The sequence below is a fragment of the Candidatus Paceibacterota bacterium genome (genome assembly GCA_035452965.1).
In the GTDB taxonomy this organism is placed as follows: domain Bacteria; phylum Verrucomicrobiota; class Verrucomicrobiia; order Limisphaerales; family UBA8199; genus UBA8199.
The window spans coordinates 38515-60587 of sequence record DAOTCE010000016.1; the positions used below are offsets into that span (position 1 = coordinate 38515).

The following is a 22073-nucleotide window of genomic DNA, read 5'->3' on the forward strand; positions in this document are numbered from 1 at the left end:
GAACGTAGCAGAGCAATGCGTGCAGTTAAAGGGAAAAGCCGGCCTGCTTTAGGGCACTCCGGTAGTCCTCCGGCCAGTCAATGTCCAGGTCCATCCCGGGATCGTCCAGCTCGCAAAGGGCCACAGCCTGTTGGCTAACGGTGAGGAATTCCTTTAGATGCGCCGCCCTCGAACCGGCCACCTGCCCGAACACGGCCTTGGGTAGCATAACCGGGTGACGCCCATGACCACGACAGGCGGGCTGGCAGACGCTGGCAGGATGCCCGGCGCTGAAATCAAGCACCTGCCGCAGAGTATCCCGCCGGATTTGCGGCTGGTCGCCCAGAACAATAGCCCAGTGAGTCAGAGTGCTCACCCATCCTGGCCATCGTGCCGCGCATTGGACCGAACTCAACATGCCGCGCTCGGGAGCCGGGTTGCGAATCCGGTCTTTGGCCGAAAAGCCAAGCCGATCCAACTCCGCCTCCATGGCCGAGTCGCCGGTGGCGCACACCACAGCCACCTGGACGGCACCCAGGGCTTGCCATTGCCCGATCAAGTGGCCAATGACGGAAGTCCCACCCCAAGGCAGCAGCAGCTTGGGCTTGCCCATTCGCCTGGATGCGCCTGCTGCCAGGAGCACCACTCCAAACGAGAACTTGCGTCTGGCGGATGGCATTGTCATAGGACATTAGTGCCGCAAATTTCGGCGCCGGATGCAAGCACTTGGAGCCCGGCGCAGAGTCCGACGAAATACGTGTAATAAAACGAGCTGCATTTGGCTTTGTCTATATAGAGCATAGTTATGCGTGAAGCCGCCATATCCGACGCGGACCGTTTCCTGGCGCTGCTCAAGCCAATCGAGCGCGAATTGGAAACGTACTGTCGGCGGCTGATCTGGGAACCCCAGGAGGCTCCCGACGCCCTTCAAAACGCCGTCCTGCGCGCGTTTAAGGCCTTCGATAGATACCACGAATATGCCAGCTTCCGGGCCTGGATGTTCAAGATACTGACACACGAAGCCTTCGCCCTGAACCGGAAGCATGCCCGGATTGCCCGCCACGAGTTCCAGCTTGAGCCGGAGGAGTTGGCTGAACTGCCACTGCCCGGTGGGCCGGACCGAGACGGAGGCCAGCCCCTATCAGCCACGGCGTTGGACGACACCTTGGAACCACCCCTGGCGGCGGGGCTGAAGGCGCTGACGGACACAGAGCGCGCCGTGCTGCTGCTCCGTGCCATTGGCGATCTGCGTTACCGGGAGATCAGCGAATCCCTGGGCATCCCATTGGGCAGCGTCATGGGCAACCTGGCCCGTGCCCGGCAGAAGATGCGGGCTTGCCTCGAACGAGCTGAGCGACGAACCGCCCTACTGAAGGAGAGCCAGATATGAAATGTGACGAGTCCCAATCATTGCAAGTCCCCTACCTGGACTCGGAGCTGGACGCCAGAACCACAATTGAAATCGAGCAGCATCTGAAGTCCTGCACAAAATGCGCGCGTCTCTTCGCCATGCAGGAAAGGCTGGACGCCCGGGTTAAGTCCTGCCTGAACCAGGGGCAGAGAACTGCAGCCCTGTGGGAGCAGATTGAGCGGTCGGTGGCAGCCGCAGCATCAGCGACGGTCCGGCGCCCCCCCTCGCCCCGCCCTGCCCTGATTGAGTTATGGCGTGCCTTCGTCACGACACTGGGGGACCAATTGCAGGCCGGCTGGCGGCGTTCACCCGGGGCCTGGGCTGGGCTGACCGCCGTCTGGGTGGTGATTCTCACCCTGAACTTCGCGGCGCGCGAATCCGAAACGCGACTGGCGGCTGGCAAGCAACTGCCGCACGCCACCGAAGTGCGCTTTGCCGTGAAACAGAAGCGACTCTTGCTGGCTGAATTGGCCTTTCTGCCCCAGCCAATACTGACCGGCAAGTCGAAAGCGCCGACAATTAGCCCGCGCAGCGAACGCCGCGCACAAACCCTGAACATATAGAACCACTATGAACGACAAACTCAGAGACTTCTTCCACACCACCTGGACCGAACCTCGCCACTTCTTCTTTTGGCTGGCAATGCTGAGCATCGCCGGATTCGTCGCGGTCGCGGTCGGCGCAGCGCTAGCGGGTCCCTTTCTCTTGTTGGCCTTCGTCGCCCTGGGTTGCATCGTCTGCTTCGTGGTCAGCGTTCCGGCCTTCATTTTGGCCTGGATTCCCCCCTTCCGTCGGTTCTGCGCGTGGCTGTTGGCACGAAAGCTCTTGGTTCTGAGCAGCCTCATCACGCTGGTCGTCCTGTTATATGCGGTGGAGAACTGGCGCGGACGCCAGGCCTGGCGGAGTTTCAAGCAGGCACGTGAGGCCAAAGGCGAGCGATTTGACTTGGCCAGCTTTACGCCGCCTCCGGTGCCGGACAGTCAAAACTTCTTTGAAACACCGCTCTGGAGTGACCTGCGCTTCGTGCAGACAAACGGTAGGGTCGTCTGGAGCAACACTAATCGCCGCGACCGAGCCTTTTTTGACATTTACGGCCCGGGTAGCAACCGGCATCCCGATCTCGGCAACTGGGCGGTGTCCCAGCGCGTGAATCTGGTGGCGTGGCAGGGATATTACCGCGGCAACAGCAACAAAGTGGACGAAGCGGCCATGTTATCACGTGATGAGGCTTTCCGCAGGCGATACGGCTTGTTGCCGGACGGTGTGTTGCCGGAACCGGCTCCGGTTAGTGGGCCTCCAACCAATTACTTTCCCAGTGCCAAAGAGCCGCAGACTCCCGCAGCGGATGTCCTGCTGGCCTTGAGCCGGTTTGAGACAAACCGCCAGCTCCTGATCGCGTCCGCCGCCCGGCCGCAGGCCCGCTTCTGGGTCAACTACGAGGCCGGCTTCGGTATGCTGCTTCCCCACCTGGCACGGCTGAGGGGCACCGTCCAATACCTGTCTCTCCATGCAACCGCCGCATTGAAAGCCGGCGACCGGCAAACGGCATTGGAGGACCTTAGGCTGGCGTTTCGGCTAATGGCGGTGATCCGGGCCGAACCAAACTTGATTGCACAGCTCGTTCGCATGGCAATGCTACAATTCGCGTTGCAGCCAGTGTGGGAAGGCCTGGCTGACCGGCAGTGGACAGCAGCCGACCTGAGTGCCATCGAGAACGAACTGGCCAGCCTGGACCTTCTAGCCGATTACCAGTTTGCAATGCGCGGCGAGCGGGCGTGCGGCATCTGGGCGGCAGATTACATCCACCGAGTGGGAATTCAGGGGCTGGATGAAATGGGGATCAGCAACTACAACACGTCAGGGCCATCGGAATGGGAGCGGTCTCTCGGCCAGGCAGTGTTCCGGCTGATCCCGGCTGGTTGGTTTAATCAAAACAAAGTCTCCGTCTGCCGCCAATTTGAAACCTACCTGCTGCCGGCGGTGGATCGGGAGCGACGCATCGTCCCGCCCGGCCCGGTCCAAAAGGCGCAGGCCGCGCTGGAGGCGCAGCGTCCGCGGCCTTACGACGCGGTCTCGCGACTATTCCTGCCTGCCGTTGCAGGCTGCGCGCAACGATTCGCGCGCGGCCAAATTTCCAGCGACCTGGCCCGCGTCGCCTGCGCGCTGGAGCGCAGCCGCCTGGCAAATGGTTCGTTTCCTGAAGCCCTCGACGGCCTCGTGCCGAGGTTGATTGAGACGCTCCCCCACGACATTATTAACGGCGGGCCGCTGAAATACCGCCGCACCGACGACGGCCAGTTCGTCCTCTACTCGGTCGGTTGGAATGAATCCGACGATGGCGGCGTCGTGGAACAAACGAAGAACGGCAACCCGGTCCTGGACAAAAACGACTGGGTCTGGCGCTACGCAGGCAAATAGAACGACAGTCTCAGAGACTTGCCTTCTCGCGCTCCAAGTGCTCGAGCGCCTTGAACGCCCGCTTCTCCAGCGAAGCGGGCAACTGCGGCCACACCGTGTTCGTCAGCCGGCGATAAATGCCCGCGGCTTGCGACCAGGCCTGCATGGCTTCGGCCAGGTTAAACGCCTCAATGCCGGCTTCCCTCGTCCAGAACTGGTCGGGCACTTCCTCGTCTTTCAGAATGTTGCCGTAAACCACATCCACGCAATTGCTGAGGGCCTGCTTGAGCAACATGACGCGCGCTTCACCGCCCTTTTGCTCAGCCCACTTCCCCAGCACAATGGCCTGCCCAACCTTGGCCTGGCTGCGGGCAGGCACGTCGGCTTGGGGCGAATCAATTACCCGCTGGAATGCGTTGAGCGCATTGGTGAGGGAGTCGTATTGCTGTCGCGCCAGCGCCCATTGCATGTAGCAGTTGGCCCGTTCGGCCCAGGCACGAACCGCTAGCCGGTTGGTCGGGTAGTCATCGCAAATGCGGCCGAAAGCGCGCGTGGCCTCTTCGCAATTCGCGAGCTTGTTGGTTTCCGACGGGTCCACCACGCGCATCAAGGCCTGGCCATGCTCGAACAAGGCCTGCAGCCGCAGGTCCAGACTCGGGCCGTTGAGGTTGTTGTAAAGATTTGTGAAGTAGTACCTCGCATCACCCCAGCCCTGCCGGGCCACAGCGGCGCGCCCGGCCATCAGTTGCGCCTCATAGGTCAGCTCGGACGGCGGCCAATTCGTGTTCTGAAACAGCAGCTTATAATTCATCTCCGCCTCCGCCGGGGGGCCGGCGCGAAAATAGTAGTCCGCCACCCACCATTGCGCCAGCGGGGCGAACTCGCTGGTCGGGAACTGAGCAACGAGATTGGTGAAGCACGCCAAGGCATTTGTCTCGCGCCCAGCTTGGAAGTTGGCCCAAGCGCGGTAATACTCCGCGCGCGGCCGGGCCGCGTGGTTTGTGAACCCGGCCAGCCAGCCGTCGTATTGCGCGATGGCCTCCGCCCATTTCTTCTCCTGCTCGTAGGTAGCCGCCAATGCCAATTGCACCTCCGCCAGCAGCGGCGTGTGCGGCGCACTCTGGGCGAACTCCAGCAGCATCCGGCGCGCTACCGCCGGGCCGCCCTGGCGGCTGACTTCCTGCCCCGCCAGCAGCACAGCGCGGGCGGTATCCGGGCTGTCCGGGTACCAGACCCGAACTCTCTGGAGCGCGTTGGTGGCGGTAGCCAGGTCGTTCGCCGCCAATCCAGCGCGTACCGTTTGGCAGAGGGCGCGCTCAAAGAAGTTCGTCCTGGCCTCGGGCAGCGCGGCAAACTTCTCGATGATGGCCTGGTAGTTCTTGATCGCACCCGCGTAATCGGCCTGCCGGAACTGGGTGTCCGCCAGCCGGTAGTAGGCGGCCGCCAGGTCATTCGAAAACGGCAGGCACTCGACCGCAGCCTGGAAGGCGGCCTGGGCTTCCGGCAGCTTGCCCTCCTGCCAATAACACCATCCCAAGTCCAGTTGCGCCTTGCCCCAGAGCGGGCTCTTCGGAAACTTCTTCACCAGCGTGCGGAACGAGGCCAGGGCCAGTTGGAGGCCGTTGGTTGAACCCGGCGCATTCGTCGTGGCGCCGGCGTTTAAGTGGCTGTCCCCGCCGGCATCGTGCAGGCGCAATCGCAGTTCACCCAGCGTGAGCAATGCCAGGTCAGCCGAGGCCGCCTCGGGATACTGCGCCAGGAATTTCTCCAGCATCTCTGTCGCTCCCGGGATGTTGTCGTGCGCCAGGTAAAGCCTGGTGATCTTCAGCAATGCCTGACGCTGGCGCTCGGCCGGGACGCCCTGGGCGAGGTTCCGCTGGTAGGCGACAATGGCTTCGTTGGTCCGGCCCAAGCCTTCAAACAGGCCGCCCTGAAATGCGGCGCTCTCGGCTTGCAGGTTGCTTTGCCCCGTGTCGGCAGCCATCGCCAGGAGATTCGTCGTGCCTTGCAGCGCCGCCTCGGGCCGCCCGTCCGCCTGTTGGATGCGGCAAAGCAGGTATTGCCACTGCCAGGCCAGTAACGGCTTGAGCAATCGCTTGGCCAGCGGTTGTATAATTGCCTCGGCGGAGCGGTAAGCCTTGGTCGCCAACTGCGCTTCGGCCAGCAACAACCAGCCCTGCGCTAACTGCTCGGCGTCCGCCTGGGCGCGCACCGCGGCCTGGAAGGTCCCGTTCGTCGCCTGCAACAGCTCGATCACCTTCGGCCATTCCGCGGGCTCCATGCGAGCCAGCGCCGCTCGCGCCGACGCCTCGCCGATGACGGCTTCCAGACGCCGGGCCGAGTTCGGGTACTCCTTGACTACCTTCGCAAAGTCAACCCCGGCTGTGCGCCATTCTCCATTGCGGGCGCGGGCCTCGGCGATCCAGAAGAGATACTGGTCGGCATTCGTTCCGGCGGCATTCTGGTGCGCCGAAAGCAGCTCGATCGCACCGGCGTAATTCGACAATTGGAGCCGGGCCTGCGCCTGGAGCAAGATCGCTTCCGCCAGGCGCGGCGAGGCCGGATGCTTCTGGCGGAAATCGGCCAGCTCCGCCTCCGCCCGATCATAAAACGTGTCGTGGAAAGCCTTTACCGCCGCGTCGAAAGCGCGGTCCGCCGGGGTCGCCGCCAGAAGCCGCGGCTCCGCGGCAAGCAGCACAATCAGAAGCAGAATCCACCGGCACAGGACGGCCATAGCATCCCAACTCTAAACCAGACCGCACAGCGACGGAAAGTGGTAAATGGGCCGCGATATCCAGCGGCACTGCGCGCCAGGTGAGGCCCCGTCGCGACATCTCACTTGTTGAACCGGAAATTCACCACGTCGTAGTCCTGCACGACATACGTCTTCAGCTCCAAGCGCTGCTTGCCCGCGCGTTTGGCCTGCGTCTCCCCGCCTGCGGCGGAGAAGTCCGCGAAGCTGATGACCTCCGCGCGGATGAACCCTTTCTGGATGTCCGAGTGAATTGTGCCCGCCGCTTCCCAGGCGGTCGTCCCCTTCCGGATCGGCCACGCGCGATTCTCCTTGCCGCCGACCGTCAGGAACGAGATATAGCCCGCTTCCGCAAACGCGCGCAGCAGCAGCGCTTCGGGGTTCTGCAAGTCCCCGGCCGCCGCAACAGTAATCGGCTTGGTGGTGTAGAAACTGTGCGCCGCCACCGCCTGCAGGTCCTCCGCGCTCACGCCCGCGTTAAACAGGAACCGCTCGCTTTCGAGCAACCCTTTAATCCGCTCCAGCGCCGCCCGCTCCGCCGGATGAGGGTCACGGCCCAGGCGTGTCTCCACAAATTCGAGGTCCTTTAGGATCAGATCCGCCTTTGCGTCGCCGCTGGTGAGGATGGCGTCGGCATCCAGCAATTGGTCGTCGCCGATCACGTCGGCCTGCGCGTGTGTCTTCTTGTCGGCTTCGACCAGCGTGTGGGCCTCGTCGAGCCGGGGGTCTTTGAGGTTATGCTTGCCGAGCTTGATCTCCGCAATGCCAAACAGGGCGATCTTCATAAGAACCTTTGATCGGGCGTCATAAGAGGCCGGAGCTTAAAGAAGTCCGCCCAATTCGCAAACAGGTTTTCGGGCTTCAACCAGCGGGGGGCATCCTGCCTGCGGCTACGACTGCGGCCTGTAGCGCACGAGCAAGCTGGTGCCGCGTTTCATCATGCGCAGCTCGACATTGTTCATGAGCTGCCGGCCGGTGAGCGTGCGCGTCTGGTTCGCGCGGCCTTCCTCAAAGATATCGAGGTGATAGGATACCTCTGGATTCACGCCCCTCAGGCCGGTCTGGAGCACGGGGTAAGGGCACTCATCGCGGCGGAAGGCTTGCACAATACCCGCGTTAAGGTCGCTGCGATGAAGTTGCCAGGCAAGCAGCGCGGTCGGACCGAGCGCGCATGGAGTGAGCGGGTAGAAATCGCCATACCAGAATTCCTGATTCAGTTTGACCTCGGCGAGCGCGGTGCGGGCGGCCTTGATGGAGAACGTCTCGTCCAGGACGGGGAACTGGCAGATGACCCCGGCGGTCGCCGAGCTGCGCAGGTCGTAAGCGTCGGTGGTCCAGGCGCACGCGCCAAACAAGGGCACGTAAAGGCTCAGGCCGTAAACATGGGTTTGGTTCCAGTCGGCGTGGCCGGGGGAACAGCCGGTGTCGCTGTGCCAGAGCGGCACAGAGCGGCGGCAGGTTTCGAGGTCAATCCTCCGCCCGCCGCTGGCGCAATTGTCAATAAACAGCCCGGGGTGCTTGGCCAGCAACTCGTCCCAAAGCGCGTACAGGCCTTCCACGTAACGGATTTCCGTCAGGCCCAGGCGGTTGGTGGCGTCGGCCTGGCGCCAGAAGCTGAGCGGGTCAATGTTGAAATCATTGCGGTAAGCGTCCATGCCGAACTCAGTGATGCGCCGTGACAGCAAGTCCGCAAGCCAGCGGCGGGCGGCGGGATCACCGAGCTTGAACAGACCGCCCTTGTCGCCGCCAAACACGAATTCAGGGTGGTCGCGGGCGATTTGGCTCCTGGGCGCGACGCGCTCAGGCTCAAACCAGACCATGAATTTGAGGCCCAACTGGTGGCAGGCTTCACTCACGGGCTTCAGGCCATTGGGGAACCGCTGGGACGGGTAGAACCAGTTGCCTACGCCGTTGGGGAAGCCGCCCTCGAACCACGCAGCATCGAGCCAGTGCATGTCGCAGCCGACGTTGTAAGCGGCCCGAGCGGCTTGAAGCTGGCCAGCTTCCGTCCCCCAATCAGGGCGCGTACTGGCGTACCGGTCGAAGCATTGGAGCGCGACCGGCATGGCCAGCGGCCGTCCGTTCAGCTTAGGGGTATACTCGAACAACATCAGGCGGCGGAAGCGATTGTGCGCTTCCAAACGGTCGCCCTGCCATGCCAGGATGAGGATGCGCGGGGTGCGAATCTTCTCACCGGGACGCAGCACGAGGGAGAGCCTCTCCAAGCCAATACGCAGGTTGGTTGGCCCGGCCGCCGCGCGGTCCAGGACGGCACGCCATTGACCCGACCAGCCTATGGCAGTGATCAGGCCTTCGTCGCCGTACTGAACATTAAAGAATGGAAACGCGCCGCTGGAGGAACGTCCGCCTTCCGGCGTCAGCACAACGCTCTGGCCGGGCTCAATCTCCGTCTCGATCGGCAGGAAAGAACGCTCGCCGCCGACATCGCCGTTCAACCGGTGCAATTTGACCGGCTTGCGGTGGTAGCCGGTAATCAGTTGGGTGTCGAAGGCATGAACCTGGTCGAGCAAGGGCGTGTCCTCCGTGCCCAGATTCTCGAACTCCAGCATCCACTCGACAGCCGGGTAGCGCTTGAAGACCATGGCGGTGGCGCTCACGCGCAGGCTGGTGTTGGGATCGGTCCAGCTTCGCTGGTGAATAATTCGGTTTGGGGTTTCTTTCGTTTCGATTGTGCGCTGCCAGCTATTCAGGACCGTGGTTGCGCCCGCCTTCCCATAACGGAACGAGAATGGCCGCGTCGAGCGGAGGAAAGGCTGGCTGCCCGCATCCGCCCAATGGACTACCCCATCGCCCGTGATGACACAGGCATCGGCCCAGTCAGCCTGGTCGTGGCTCGAGCCATCAGCGGTCGCTTCCACCTTGAGGACAAGTTGCCGTGTTCCAGGGGGCAGATTGATCTTGACCGGCACCGGGGCATTGGTGCCTCGAAGGACGGGTGTCCGGAAAACACTCCGGCCGTCTAACTCAACGTTGAACTGGACCGAGCCGCGCACTCCCTCGGTGTCAGGGTTGTTGTCTAACCCGACGAACGCCCTGAACTCTTTCGCGTCCGGCGGCAGGCGCAGAAGCAACTCGCTGTTGGCGTGAGTGCCCAGCCCGTGCTTGAACTTGCGCTTCCCAATCTGGATCGGCGTCTCGATGCACGACTGGCCGAACCGCAAACTGCCGTGGTCCTGATGGCGAACCGTGACGCGCACTGCCGGCGCGCGCCCTGGCGGCAATCGCCCCGTGAAGACCTGGCTGACCCAATCCTGCATTTCCTGGATTTCCACGGGATTGGCCATGAGAGCATCCGCCGGCGCATCTGCCGGAATGTCGGAGGCGCCGAGCCCCAACACGGCCTGCGCGGCAAGCAAGAGCACCAACAGCGAAGACGCGAGCGCGCGGCCGCTGTATGTGGGAATCGCGCACCTGAACATGCGACGAGAGTACCTGATCCCGGAGAGCAGAGCAAGCGCGGTGCGACCGGCGGCTGCGCTGTCCTCGGTCTTCTCCTGCCCTTGCACCACCTGCACCCCGCAGCGGCGGTCTCCCACCCTGTCGCAGCTAAGGAGAGTCGGGCAGCATCTGAGCCTTGAGCCGCTCGAAGTGGTCGCGCACACGGGTCTTGGCCGTGAACTCCCAGACGGTGGTGTGCTGTTCGCGCAAGGCCAGCAAAGCGGCAGACCAGGCCTGGGCCCAGCCGCTTTCGATGGACCAGGCGCCCCAGCCGACGTCCGCCGAACTCGCCCAGGCTTCCCAGCGACGGTCGTCGAAAGCGCGAAACCAGGTGCCGTTCAGGTAGGGGAACTTTCGCGAGCGAGTCTGGATGCGGCAGAGATACTCAGCCAGCCGGTTTTCAGCGTCCTTGAACCTATGGTCGCCAGTCGCACCGACGGCCTCATGCAGGCCGAGCAGGGCGAAGCCGCTGGTGTAAAGCTGGTCGCTGACGGGGTCGCCATTCTGCTGCAACAACGGGGTCTCGCCGGTGCCGTAATCTTCGTTGCGCTGGGGCGTTTGGTAGTGGCCGCCATGGACACGACCCAGGCGTTCGTGGATTGCCCCGGAAGGTTGCTGGCAGGCGAGGAGATCGCCCGCGACACGGTCCAGCCATTGGCGGTGCTCGGGAGTATCTTCCACGCGGACGAGCCAGGCGAGGCAAAGGAGCATGTGGGCGCGTTCGAGGTTGTCAGACCAGCGCCACTGGTCGGGATAGGCTTTCATGGTCATGGCGATGGCTGTGCGCGACCGATCCAGGAACGGCCGGAACCCGGTGTGCTGGTAAGCCCATAGATAGCACGCCCAGAGATACGATTCGAAGTGCGGCGCGTAGCTGATGGGCTCGCCCTCGTAATAGGGCCTCCAGCCGTTCTTCTCCAGGGCCGGCAGGTCGATGCGGTCAGTGCGGAAACCGAGCTTGCCGGTGGTGCGCAGGTTGGCCAGCAGAGCGCGCATGAGACGCTCGTCCCAGCGGGTGCTCTTCATGGCGGCGGCGGCGACGGCCGTGGCCAGCATGGAGCGGGCGTTGTCATCGCCGTAATTGGCCACGAGCCAGGCGGGCGCAATGTCGCCCCACCCAATGAGGCCGAAAGCGCCGTGCTTCGGGTCGTCGCGCGGGCCCCGGCACATGCCGGAGGTGAAATAGACGAAGTCGAGTAGGTTGCTGGCGATCAGGGCGCTGGATTTGCGACGGTTGAGCTGGTTGTCCAGTGCGAAGACCATAGCAGATTCGAGATTGCAGTCGGCTCGCAGCGGGAGGCGGCGAAGCTGGTTGCCGTCGAAGAGGATTCCCGAGGCGTAACCTTCCAAAATGCCGAGCGAGCCATCGCCTTCGGGCGCGTCGGGCCCGGCAGGCTCGGCCGTTTCGGCATTGGCGGCCAGGGCCTCGTAGAGTCGCGACTTCTCTGACGGATGAACCAGCAAGTGCGAGCTGGCGAACCACGCGGCGGACTGCTCAAACGCCTGGCGCTGGAAACGGCGGGGCAGCTTGGCGGTGGCGCTGAAAGCGGGTCCCACGACTGGCGTCGCCTTCAACGGGTGGGCGTGCTGCGGATCGAGGGTGGCGAGTATCTTCTCCCACACAAGCAGCCAATCACCGGCGGGGGCATAGCGTCCGGTGACAAAGCTGCTCAGCCTGGTCGTCGCAACCATTAGCTTGCGCTCCGGCACCTCAAAGAGAATCGGAAAGGCGTCCTTGTCCGGGATACCGTAAATGGCCGTGTCATAGCCCGCCACCCTTGCCACGACCAGCACGGCGGGCGGCGCGTTGCTGACCGGCACGAAATGGCAGTCGTGCGCGGCAAGTATGCGGAGGCGGGGAAGCGCGGGCGCCAATCCATCAGAGGACACGACGATGCGCTCCCAAGTGGTGGAGCGGGGCGGCGCAATGTCGAGGCCGGGAACGGCGGCGGGGTATTCAATGAACAGGCGAAGGTCCTTTTGCCGCGCCAAGTCTAAGCCAGCCGGGCTGAGTGTTGTCCGGGACGCGGGGTAATTATCCGCCAGCAGCAATACGCCGGAGCCGGGCGGAGCCGCTTCTACTGCGGCGAGTGGCGTCGCGAAGCGCGGATAGCGGGCCTTGCCCAAGGAGGCGTAGAGGTCGTTCTGTGCGGTACAGCAAAACGTCAAGGCCGCGGTGCCGGGCCTTGCCGCTGACGCAGGAGTGACCGCCACAAGCAGCGTACCACCCAAAAGTGCGAGCAGAAACGGGGGTAGGTTCATTTGGAGTGTAGGATTGGGCGATGATCGGCCAATTGCATTGGATAAGGATGATTGAAGAGTCAGCCCGAGGCAAGCCAGCCTCGGGCTTGGCCGCCGTTGGCCAAGTAGCGCACTCCACTGATGCAGTCCCGTATCCCTGAACCCGGTAGTCACCCCACTGAAAACCGGCGTTGTGTCCATTTTTGAGACAGTGATAGTTCCCGAGCGTAGTCTTCCCGGCCAGAAATGCCAGTGTGACAACGCTGTGACACCCGTGATACCCCTGTGTGTATCCCATGGGGATCGCTCCCCATGGGATACACACCGTAGTCCCACTGGATTGGCGCCGTCCCATCACCGGAGCTGGTTTGGGAATCACGCAGTCAGGGGGGCGACCATCCCAGCTGTGCCGAGCATGGCAATTTCATTGCGGCTTTGCGCTACCAAAGCTATTCCCTGCCAAAGCAGCCGGTTGCCTGCAAAGTGAAATCTCGTATATCCGCTTGCGCCTGCCCGTCTCTTCTCGTGTCTTCATCCAGCAACCCACCGCCAAGCACTGCCGATCCACCAGCCCCGGCAGCGCCTCCGGAAGCCCTTGCTTCCTTGTATCGCTTCACCGCCACCCCTTTTGCCAACTCGCAGCTTGAATCCTGCAGGGCTAAACCTGAGACTCCGAGCGTGCGCTGGAAGAAGATCACATTGATCGGCGTGGGCCTGCTGGGCGGTTCGCTTGGGATGGCCCTGCGGCGACGCCGGCTTGCGGCATCGGTGGTGGGGTTTGTCCGGCGCGCAGCCAGTGTGGTCGAGTGCGAAACTCTCCGGGCGGTGGATCGGGCTACTTTAGATTTGGCCGAAGCGGTGCGAGGAGCAGAACTGGTTGTCCTGTGCACACCCCTGGCCCAAATGCGGCCGCTGGCGGAACAGATGCTGCCGGCGCTCAAGCCGGGGGCCATCGTGACCGACGTAGGGAGCGTCAAGGCCAGCGTCGCGCGGGACCTGGAAGCGCTCCTGGCGAAAGCGGGGGCACACTTTGTAGGCAGCCACCCGATGGCCGGTGCCGAAAAGATGGGCGTCGTGGCGGCGCGGGCAGATTTGCTTGCCAACGCCGTGTGCGTCGTTACCCCCACACGGAAGTCGAGCTCGGCTGCAGTGCAGAAGGTGGAGCAGTTCTGGAAGGCGGTCGGCTGCCGCATACTTCGGCTCACGCCAGAGACGCACGATGAGCTGGTGAGCCGCTCCAGCCACCTGCCACATGTAGTGGCCGCCCAGCTAGCGAACCTGATTCTCAGCCCGAACCGCCCGAAAGAACAGGCAACGCTCTGCGCCAACGGCTTTCGGGATACGACGCGTATTGCAGTCAGTTCCCCGGAAATGTGGCGAGACATCACCCTGGCCAACCGGAAGAACCTGCTGCGGGCATTGGCGGTCTTCACCACGGGCTTGCAGCAGTTCAAGCGCGCACTGAAGGCCGGGGATGGGCGGGCTGTGTCGAGGTTCTTCGAACAGGCCAGGCAAAAGCGCGAGGAGTGGGCGGCACACGCCGGCTCGCGCTCGCCGGAGTGAAAGCCGTGCAACTTCCGGTCTAGACTATGGCGTTGCCCGACCTCGTTGAAATCGTTCCGCTCGACAAGCCGGTGCAGGCCGAGATCACGGTGCCGGGGTCAAAGAGCATTACAAACCGCGCACTGATCCTGGCGGCGTTGAGCGAGGGCGAAACGACCTTGCATGGCGCGCTGTGGAGCGAGGACACGCAGGTAATGACCGAGTGCCTGCAGGAACTGGGGTTCATGGTGAACGTCGAGAACGATCCGCATGAGCCGTGCAATCGCACCATCACCGTTTACGGCAAAGGCGGCCAGGTGCCCCGCGGCGGCACCGCGACGCAGCCATTGGAGCTCTTCGTCGGCAATGCCGGCACGGCGGCTCGGTTTCTGACGGCGCTGGTTTGCCTGGGTGACGGCGTCTATCGGCTGACTGGCGTGCCGCGCATGCACGAGCGCCCCCAAGCCGCGCTGTTCCAGGCGTTGCGCGAGCTGGGCTACCGGATCGAGTCGGCCAACGGCAAGCTCCCGGCACTGGTCCACGGCCGCGGCCCGCATGCAGCAAGGAGCCAGGTGAGCATTGCTGAAAGCTCACAGTTCGCCTCAGCGCTCCTGCTTTGTTCGGACGCTGGCAGGTGGCAGGTCGAGGTGTCGGAAGAGAACGCCGAGGAGTCACCCTACGTCGCCATGACGCGGAATTTGATTGCGGGATTTCCTCGAAGCGGAGGCCGGTTTCAGATTGAACCGGATGCATCGAGCGCCAGTTACTTCCTGGCCGCGGGCTCCCTTCTATCCCTCAGCGAGCCTGCCTTAGCGTCGGTGGTAAATGTCCATGCCGGGCCAGTTACAGACTGGCAGGTGGACTCCAAATTCCGGCGCTTTCTGCCTCTGCCGGCCAGCATCTCGCGCCTCACCGACCTGGGCGACAGCATAATGACGGCGGTGATCCTGGCGCCGTTTTCGCAACGGACCGTCCAGTTCACCGATCTTGGCCGCTTGCGTGCCCAGGAGTGCGAACGCGTCGCGGCTCTCCGCACCGAGTTGACGAGGTGCGGCGGAACGGTGATCGAAGAAGGAGACACGCTGACAGTTCATCCCTCCCGGCTTCACGGCGCGGAGATTGAAACCTACCACGATCACCGCATGGCCATGTGCTTTGCGATTCTGGGATTGAAAGTTGCCGGAATAAAACTCAAGAATTCCGTGTGCGTGAAGAAGACGTTCCCGAATTTCCTCCAGAAGCTGGCCGCCCCCCCGCCCGGCGGACTGGGAGCGAAGCTGCTAGAGGCAAAGGGCGGACGTATCCTCAGCGAAGCTGAACTGTTTGCTGAATGAATCCACTACACCCGTTAGGAAACCGATGTTGCAGCCCAATCGAAGGCCACCGATCGTAATCGCCATTGACGGCACGAGCGCCAGCGGCAAGAGCACCAACTCCAAGCTGGTGGCCAAGGCGCTGGGCTTCGTGCATGTGGATACCGGCGCCATGTATCGGACGCTGGCGTGGTATTGCCTGCAGCAGCGGATTGACGTGCAGAACGCCAAGGCCGTGGCGGCTGCCTGCCGCCGCTGGAAGACGGCGCTCAAATGCAGCGACGGCCACGCCTACTTGGTGGTGGACGGCTATTACCCCGCCCAGGAGATTCGGACCGCCGAGGTCAGCGGAGCGGTGTCACACGTGGCCACCGTGCCCAAAGTGCGCGACTGGATGAAAAGGAAGCAACGCGAGTGCATCCAGTTCGGCAATTTGGTTATGGAAGGTCGGGACATCGGCACCAATGTATTCCCGGAAACCGATTTCAAATATTACCTGGATGCGAAGCTGGAAGAACGCTCCCGCCGCCGGGCCGCCGACGGCATCCAGGAAAATCTCGCGGCTCGCGACCAGCGGGACAGTCAGCGCGCCGCGGCTCCCCTCATGATCGCGCTGGGGGCCAGGGTCATCAACAACTCGCAAATGACCTCGGAGCAAACCAGCGGGACAATCCTGGCGGATATCCGAAAGCGGCTGGCGGATGCGGAGAAGGCTCGAGGCAGATGAGCCGCCATGAACTTTTGGTATTTCCTCGGTTGGTGCGGCTATCGGCTGCTCTACAAGTTCTACTTCCGCTGGCGGGTGTATAACGCCGAGCGGGTCCCGCTGGAAGGCGGGGTGATCCTGGCCTCCAACCACGCCAGTTACCTCGATCCGCCCCTGGTGGGTGCCGGCTTGCGGCGTGGCATCAACTACCTCGCCCGGGAGAACCTCTTCCGGTTCCCGATAATGGGCTGGGTCCTCCGCCAATGGCAGGTCGTGCCCGTGGACCGGGATGGCGGCGGAGCGGCGGGGCTCAGGGCGATTCTGGACCGGTTGCTGGCTGGCGGAGCCATTATTCTCTTCCCCGAAGGCACACGGACGCGAGATGGCAAGCTGCAACCAGCCCGATCGGGCATTGGGCTAACAGTTATCAAGTCCACGGCGCCGGTAGTGCCAGTGCGCGTCTTCGGCACCTACGCCGCGTATGGGCGGCACCTGCTCTTCCCTCGCCCTCGCCGGGTGGCAGTGAAGTATGGCCAGCCATTGGACTTCGAACAACTGCGAGCCGAGGCAAAGACCTGCTCGAAACCGCGCCTTAAGGAGATTTACCAACAGGTCGCCGACGAGATCATGGCGGCGATCGCCAAACTCGAACCGCACGCAGACAAGGCCCGCTTCCCGTAAGGGTCACTCAACAAGCGAGCGGATCAGACTTTCGGCTCCCAACCCGGCCGGTAGGTGCGGCTGGCGAAAGCAGTGGCCGCCTCATCGCCGACAATCCGCCGCGTCTTAGGGTCAAAGTTGATCGTGTGCCCGGTGCGCCAGGCGATGTTGGCCAGGTGACAAAGCACCGTGCTCTTCTGGCCCTCCTCGATCTCGGACTTGAGTTCTTTGCCTTCCCGGATGCCATCCAGGAAGTTGGCGAAATGGACGGAGTCAAAGTCAAACAAGCCGTCGCGCTTGCTCTTGATTTCGCGGAGCACCTTGTTGTTCAGGTCGTAAATGGTGGTGTTGTTCCCAGCCATCGCCAGGCAACCCTTTTCGCCGTAGAAATTGACGCCAACGCTGGCGCCTTCAAATCCGCGCGGGGCGCAGCTCTGGCAGTCCCAGGCAATGCCCTTGTCCCCATAGTCGAACGTGGCGCCCATCGTATCCGGGGTTTCCCAATCGTCCTGGTAGAAATACCGGTTTCCGCCGCAGGTAATCCGACTCGGGAGATCGACTTGCAGGCCCCAGCGAGCCAGGTCAAGCATGTGGACACCGTTGTTGCCACTTTCGCCCGTGCCCCAGTTCCAAAACCAGTGCCAGTTGTAATGGATGATGTTGTCCTGAAAAGGCCGCTCAGGCGCGGGCCCTTGCCACAAGCCGTAATCAAGCCATTCGGGAACCGGCGCCGGCTTGCCACGGCCAATCGAGGTGCGGCGATTGGCGTACCAGCCGCGGGCGAAGGAGACCTTCCCCAACTCGCCCGCATGGAGCGCCTGGATAGACTCGATTACCCAGGGCCAACTGCGCCGCTGGTTGCCCATCTGCACGACGCGCTTATACTTGCGCGCGGCGGCCACCATAAGCTCGCTTTCGCGCAAGTTGTGGCTGCCGGGCTTCTCGATATAGACATGCTTGCCCGCCGCGCAGGCAAGGATAGTGGCCGGCGCGTGCCAATGCTCGGGCATGGCGATGGATACTGCGTCAAGGTCGGCCTTTTCCAGGATGGTGCGGAAGTCTTTGACGCCCTGGGGTCGCCGCTGCTGCTTCTTGGCGACGGCAGCAATGCCTTTCTCGACGGCGCGGCTGTCCACGTCGCAGATGTAGCCAATCTCGGCATTGGGCAGCGCCAGGTAGCCCGAGATATGAGCCATGCCGCGGCCGTTGCAGCCGATGATGGCGACAACGACCTTCTCGTTCGGGCTCCTGGCCCCCCGCAGCGAGGCGGCGCCGCCCAGGACACCCAATCCCGCAGCGAGCGCGGATGTTTGCTTAAGAAAGTTCCGGCGATTAATTGAGTCAGTCATGGCGCCATGAAATGGTCTTGCGGGGATTCTGGCAAGCAAACTCGGCACTGCCAAGTGAGAGGCTTCAGATGCCGAGATTCGAAAGCGTGCCGCTAATGGAGTTGACGATTTGGACGAGCCGGGGGTGAGATTCTTCGAGTTCCCTGACCGCCGAGCCCAACCCCTGGAGCGAGAGTTTGAGCGACTCCGGATTCTGTTTCGCGCGAGTGGCCTCGTGGGCGGAAACATCCGTGAACCTGGCAATGCTTTGGGCCTGCTCCTCGTGTGTCTTGGACAACTCGGCAACCTCCGACTTGAGTGTGCCAAGCAATTCCAATAACTCCTGCCGACGCTCCTCCTTGACGGCCTCGACGCTCCGGATTCTCTCTTCAATCTTGCCTATGGTGTTCTCGATCATCGTTATGGCTTCGGCTTCCGGTCTAAAGATACTGTTTGCTGAAAGGCTGGCAAGCAACACAAACGCGGCGAGATATCACACCACAGGAAGGTGGATCCGGGCAGGAGGGCCACGGCATCCAGCAGTGTTGCTGAACGTCCCCGTGCAGAGGGGCAAAGCCGGCCGCTTCAACGCGTTGTCGGGTCCAGTCGCTTGAGGAGTGGCTGCACCAGCTTCCAAATGGCGGCCTGAGTGGTGGCGACGTCTCCGGCGGCGTCGAATTGCCGCACGCGTTGCGGCTCGGCCGCGGCGATGGCCTGATACCCCTGAGCCACGCGATCGAAGAATGCCTGATCCGCCTCCTCGAACCGGTCGCGCTTGATGGTCAACGGCAAGGTGGGCTGGCGAGCCCGCCGGCGGGCTGCGCTGACTTCGTGCGAAACGACAAAGAGCAGCGTCAACTCCGGCCGGGTATCGCCCACAGCCACATCAATGATGCTCTTGACCATCTGCAAGTTCAGCTGGCGCCCGTATCCCTGATAGGCGGTGGTAGAATCATAGAAGCGGTCGCACAGGACAATCTGGCCGGACACAAGGGCGGGGCGGATCACTTCGCGGACCAGTTGAGCACGGCTGGCGTTCATAAGAAGTAGTTCGGCCTCGGGGGTCATGGCGTGGTTGGCCGGGCTGTGCTTGAGTGTGTGGCGAATCTCCTCCCCGACGGGTGTGCCGCCGGGTTCGCGCAAGGTGCGAACTCCATAGCCCATTGACCGCAGGCGCTCCGCCAGCAGCGATATCTGGGTCGTCTTTCCGCTGCCTTCCGTCCCTTCGAAAGTAATGAAAACGCCCTTCATGTCACACGCGTTTAGCCCGCGCGCCCTTGGGGGTGTCCTCGATGATCCAGCCTTTGGCTTTCAGCTCGTCGCGAATCAAATCCGCGCGCCCGAAATCCCGGGCCTTGCGCGCTGCCTGCCGGGCTTCCAGCAGCGCGGTGATTTCCGCTGGCACTTCCACTTCCTTCGGCGCCCCGACACCCAGCACCGCATCCACCTTTTCCCACGCGGCCAGCCCTTCGGCGGCTGCGGTGGCATCCAGCATATTGTCCGCCAGCGCCCGATTCGTCTCGCGGATCCACTCGAAGATTGCCCCCCAGGCGCCGGAGATGTTCAGATCATCGTCCAGGAAATCAGCAAACCTGCCCGGCAAAGGCGAGGTGCCCACTGCTTTTGCGTTCCCCGCCAACTCCCGCAGCTTCGTCAGGCAATCATCAATGCGCGCCAGCGCCGCCCGCGCGCTTTGCAGGCCTTCCAGGGTGAAGTTGAAAGTCTCGCGGTAATGGGCCGTCAGCAGCAGATAGCGGATTTCCCGCCCGGTGAAGCCCTTCGCCAGCAGATCGCGGAGCGTGAAGAAGTTCCCCAGCGACTTGCTCATCTTCTTTCCCTCGACCAGAAGGTGGGCCCCGTGCAGCCAGTACTTGACGAACGACCGCCCGGGCGGCTGAAGTCCCGCACCCTCGCTCTGGGCGATTTCATCCTCGTGATGCGGAAACATCAGGTCTTCGCCCCCCAGGTGCAGATCGAAGCTCGGCCCAAGCAGTTTCATACTCATCGCGCTGCACTCGATGTGCCAGCCGGGCCGGCCTTCGCCCCACGGGCTGGCCCAGAACACGTCGCCATCCTCCGGCACGCGCGCTTTCCAGAGCGCAAAGTCGGCGACGGCGTCTTTCTCATATTCGTCGCTTCGGACCCGCTCGCCCACGCGCATCTCATCGAGCTTCAGGTTCACCAATTGTCCGTACCGTGAACCGCTGCCGCGATACTTCTCGATGCTGAAATACACCGAGCCCTCCGGGGTCCGGTAGGCCAGCCCGCGCGCCACCAGCTTCTCGATCAACGCGATGATCTCCGTTACGTGCTCCGTCGCGCGCGGCGTCTGATGCGGCATCCGGCAATTCAGGGTCTTAAGATCGTCAAAGAACGCCGCTTCAAACTTGCCAGTGAACTCCCGCAGCGTGGTCTTCGTCTCGCGGACCCGCTTGATGATCTTGTCGTCCACATCCGTAATGTTCATGGCGTGCTGGACGGCGTAGCCTTTGAAGTCGAGGTAGCGCCGCACCAGGTCGCTGAAAATGAAAGTCCGCCAATTGCCTATGTGCGCGAAGTCATAGACCGTCGGACCGCAGCAGTACAGGCCGACCCTTTTCCCACCGGGATCCAGCGGAACAAACTCCTGCACCGAACGCGATAAGGTGTTGAACAGCGTTAAACCCATACACGAATGCGTGGGAGATTAGGGGCGAAGCGCGGAAAGGAAAGGATAAAGTCCGCCGCGAAGACGGGATTGGAGTTGTAACCACTGCCTCTATTCGCTTAAGAATCAAGAAGACGGATGAAGCTATACCCTGAGCCAAAAATGGAAACTACATCTCCGGCGCGTTTTACGGTCGGTTTAATGGTGTGGGCGTCGCTCGCGCTCGCAGGTTCCAACGCGCAGACCAACACCTCCGCTCCTGGCCCGGTTCCAGCCCAGGTAGTCATCATCGGAACGCTGCATGGCGGGCACAGGTCGAGCACCAACTACTCCGTGGAACTGCTGCGAAAGCTGATTGTGGCCGTGAAACCGGCCGCTATTTTGATAGAGACTCCGCCGGAGATTGCTGGCCAGCCGACGGTGCGCGACGGGCGGGCCACCAACCCGGGAGGCGGTGTTGAAAACACCATAGCAAACATTGCGGCGGATGATTTGGGCGTCAATGTCATTGCTTACGACCGTGAGGGGCGCCAGGAGTACTACCTGAAGACCCACTATATTCCGCGTCAGGAGGCTGCTTTCAGGGGCCTGGACAGGTGGTTTACCGCCCAGGCCGGCCGCGCACCGGACTCGATTGTCCACCTGGCGAACCGGCTGAGGCTCGAGACGATCGGAAAGCAAGACAACATCAACCGCAAAGGCGGCCCAGAGGCGGTCAACTCGGCCAATTTCGACATGGTGATCGCTGCCAAGCACGGCATTCTCTTCGGCATGGGGCCGAAGCTGGTCATGGCTGCCGGGGAGCAGGCGTTGGCCGAGGAGCTGTTCTTCGTGAGCCATGAGTGGCAGGAGCGCAACCAGATTATGGCCCGGCACATACGGGAGATTGCCTGCAAGTTCGCAGGCAAGCGCCTGGTGGTCCTGACGGGGGCGGAACACCGATACATCCTGCGCGAGCTGCTGGCGAAGGCGCCGGAGTTGGAGATTAGGGAGTTCTACGAGGTGCCCGAATGGACCGGAGCCGTGCCGCCGGAGTTCGCCAGCCCGGCGCGGAAAGGGCAGCTCGCGGGCCCAGCCTCGATCGGGCAGCGACCCGGCGCTCGAAACGGAGACGCAGCCAGCGCCGCAGCACCAGAGGTAACGCTGGTGGGCATCGGCATCGAGCTGCAGAACGGGTATCCCGACATCAAACGCTTGTTCCCCGGCTCGCCGGCCGAGTTGTGCGGTCAGCTTCATCCGGGGGATCGTATTCTCGCCCTGGCGCAGGGCGATCAAGCATTTGTGGATTCTCGCAAGCTGGGCCTGCAGGAGCTGGTGCAGATGATCCGCGGCAAGCCTGGCACGACGATCCGGCTTCAGGTCCTGCCGGCTGACGCTCCGCCAGTTGCGACTCCCCGGACAATCGCCCTTGTCAGGAACAGCTACGCCATCAACCGCTGAGCTGCAGTGGGAAAGGAGCTCGGCCGCCGCTTATCAGGCTTTGCGAGGACGGGAGCTGCTCCCCCATGCATCCGCGCTGCGGCCGCGCGGGGTGTTACAATATGCTTGCCAGCGAGCGGGCGTATGCGAGAATGTGGGAGTATTAGTTTATGACCACAGCAGTGCAGCAAGCTTGGCAGATTACAGCCGCATGAATGA

General features: G+C 62.7%; 17 protein-coding genes. 8 read left to right on the forward strand and 9 right to left on the reverse strand.

From position 1 onward, the window contains the following. Positions 1 to 25: 25 nt before the first annotated feature. Positions 26 to 658, reverse strand: a complete 633-nt coding sequence (locus P5205_13200) for a nucleotidyltransferase family protein (protein HSA11318.1) — start codon at positions 656 to 658, stop codon at positions 26 to 28. A 126-nt stretch (positions 659 to 784) separates the two neighbouring features. On the opposite strand from P5205_13200, the gene P5205_13205 reads away from it, so the two are divergent. From P5205_13205 to P5205_13215, 3 genes are read left to right on the forward strand one after another with little or no spacing between them, the layout of a single operon-like run. Beyond that, positions 785 to 1369, forward strand: a complete 585-nt coding sequence (locus tag P5205_13205) for an RNA polymerase sigma factor (GenBank protein ID HSA11319.1) — start codon at positions 785 to 787, stop codon at positions 1367 to 1369. Next, entirely contained in the window at positions 1366 to 1953 is a 588-nt protein-coding gene (locus P5205_13210; GenBank protein HSA11320.1) for a zf-HC2 domain-containing protein, read from the forward strand. The genes P5205_13205 and P5205_13210 overlap by 4 nt, the downstream gene beginning before the upstream one ends. Before the next feature lie 7 nt (positions 1954 to 1960). Further along, positions 1961 to 3808, forward strand: coding sequence for a hypothetical protein (locus P5205_13215; protein HSA11321.1), 1848 nt, complete (start codon positions 1961 to 1963; stop codon positions 3806 to 3808). A gap of 10 nt (positions 3809 to 3818) precedes the next feature. Here the strand turns inward: P5205_13215 and bamD are convergent, their stop codons facing one another. The 4 genes from bamD to P5205_13235 all read right to left on the reverse strand — a co-directional run bounded on the left by bamD (position 3819) and on the right by P5205_13235 (position 12260). After that, positions 3819 to 6521, reverse strand: coding sequence for an outer membrane protein assembly factor BamD (gene bamD, locus P5205_13220; protein ID HSA11322.1), 2703 nt, complete (start codon positions 6519 to 6521; stop codon positions 3819 to 3821). Positions 6522 to 6622: 101 nt separating this feature from the next. After that, entirely contained in the window at positions 6623 to 7324 is a 702-nt protein-coding gene (locus tag P5205_13225) for a DUF933 domain-containing protein (GenBank protein ID HSA11323.1), read from the reverse strand. Positions 7325 to 7429: 105 nt separating this feature from the next. Continuing rightward, positions 7430 to 9979 carry an NPCBM/NEW2 domain-containing protein gene (locus tag P5205_13230; GenBank protein HSA11324.1) on the reverse strand — a complete coding sequence of 850 codons (2550 nt, stop codon included), beginning with the start codon at positions 9977 to 9979 and terminating at the stop codon, positions 7430 to 7432. A 127-nt stretch (positions 9980 to 10106) separates the two neighbouring features. After that, positions 10107 to 12260: a hypothetical protein gene (locus P5205_13235; GenBank protein ID HSA11325.1), complete on the reverse strand. Its 2154-nt coding sequence runs from the start codon at positions 12258 to 12260 to the stop codon at positions 10107 to 10109. Positions 12261 to 12917: 657 nt separating this feature from the next. Between P5205_13235 and P5205_13240 the strand changes: the two genes are divergently transcribed. Genes P5205_13240 through P5205_13255 form a run of 4 tightly spaced genes read left to right on the forward strand, consistent with a single transcriptional unit; the run spans position 12918 to position 16481 of the window. Continuing rightward, positions 12918 to 13802, forward strand: a complete 885-nt coding sequence (locus P5205_13240) for a prephenate dehydrogenase (GenBank protein HSA11326.1) — start codon at positions 12918 to 12920, stop codon at positions 13800 to 13802. Positions 13803 to 13828: 26 nt separating this feature from the next. Then, positions 13829 to 15115 (forward strand): 3-phosphoshikimate 1-carboxyvinyltransferase, encoded by a 1287-nt coding sequence (locus P5205_13245; GenBank protein ID HSA11327.1) that lies wholly within the window; start codon positions 13829 to 13831, stop codon positions 15113 to 15115. Then, positions 15105 to 15821, forward strand: a complete 717-nt coding sequence (gene cmk, locus P5205_13250) for a (d)CMP kinase (GenBank protein HSA11328.1) — start codon at positions 15105 to 15107, stop codon at positions 15819 to 15821. Before P5205_13245 ends, cmk begins: the two co-directional genes overlap by 11 nt. A 6-nt stretch (positions 15822 to 15827) precedes the next feature. Then, positions 15828 to 16481, forward strand: coding sequence for a lysophospholipid acyltransferase family protein (locus tag P5205_13255; protein HSA11329.1), 654 nt, complete (start codon positions 15828 to 15830; stop codon positions 16479 to 16481). A 23-nt stretch (positions 16482 to 16504) separates the two neighbouring features. Here the strand turns inward: P5205_13255 and P5205_13260 are convergent, their stop codons facing one another. The 4 genes from P5205_13260 to cysS form a co-directional block, all read right to left on the reverse strand. Continuing rightward, the gene (locus P5205_13260) at positions 16505 to 17809 is read right to left on the reverse strand and encodes a Gfo/Idh/MocA family oxidoreductase (GenBank protein ID HSA11330.1); all 1305 of its coding nucleotides are present in this window, start codon (positions 17807 to 17809) and stop codon (positions 16505 to 16507) included. A gap of 64 nt (positions 17810 to 17873) precedes the next feature. Continuing rightward, on the reverse strand, positions 17874 to 18206 hold the full coding sequence (locus tag P5205_13265; protein ID HSA11331.1) for a DUF4404 family protein: 333 nt from the start codon (positions 18204 to 18206) through the stop codon (positions 17874 to 17876). 167 nt (positions 18207 to 18373) lie between these two features. Continuing rightward, complete coding sequence (gene tmk, locus P5205_13270; protein HSA11332.1) at positions 18374 to 19039, reverse strand: dTMP kinase; 666 nt, start codon at positions 19037 to 19039, stop codon at positions 18374 to 18376. Position 19040: 1 nt separating this feature from the next. Continuing rightward, on the reverse strand, positions 19041 to 20456 hold the full coding sequence (cysS, locus tag P5205_13275; GenBank protein HSA11333.1) for a cysteine--tRNA ligase: 1416 nt from the start codon (positions 20454 to 20456) through the stop codon (positions 19041 to 19043). Positions 20457 to 20597: 141 nt separating this feature from the next. On the opposite strand from cysS, the gene P5205_13280 reads away from it, so the two are divergent. Beyond that, positions 20598 to 21875 carry a PDZ domain-containing protein gene (locus tag P5205_13280; GenBank protein HSA11334.1) on the forward strand — a complete coding sequence of 426 codons (1278 nt, stop codon included), beginning with the start codon at positions 20598 to 20600 and terminating at the stop codon, positions 21873 to 21875. Positions 21876 to 22073 lie beyond the last annotated feature (198 nt).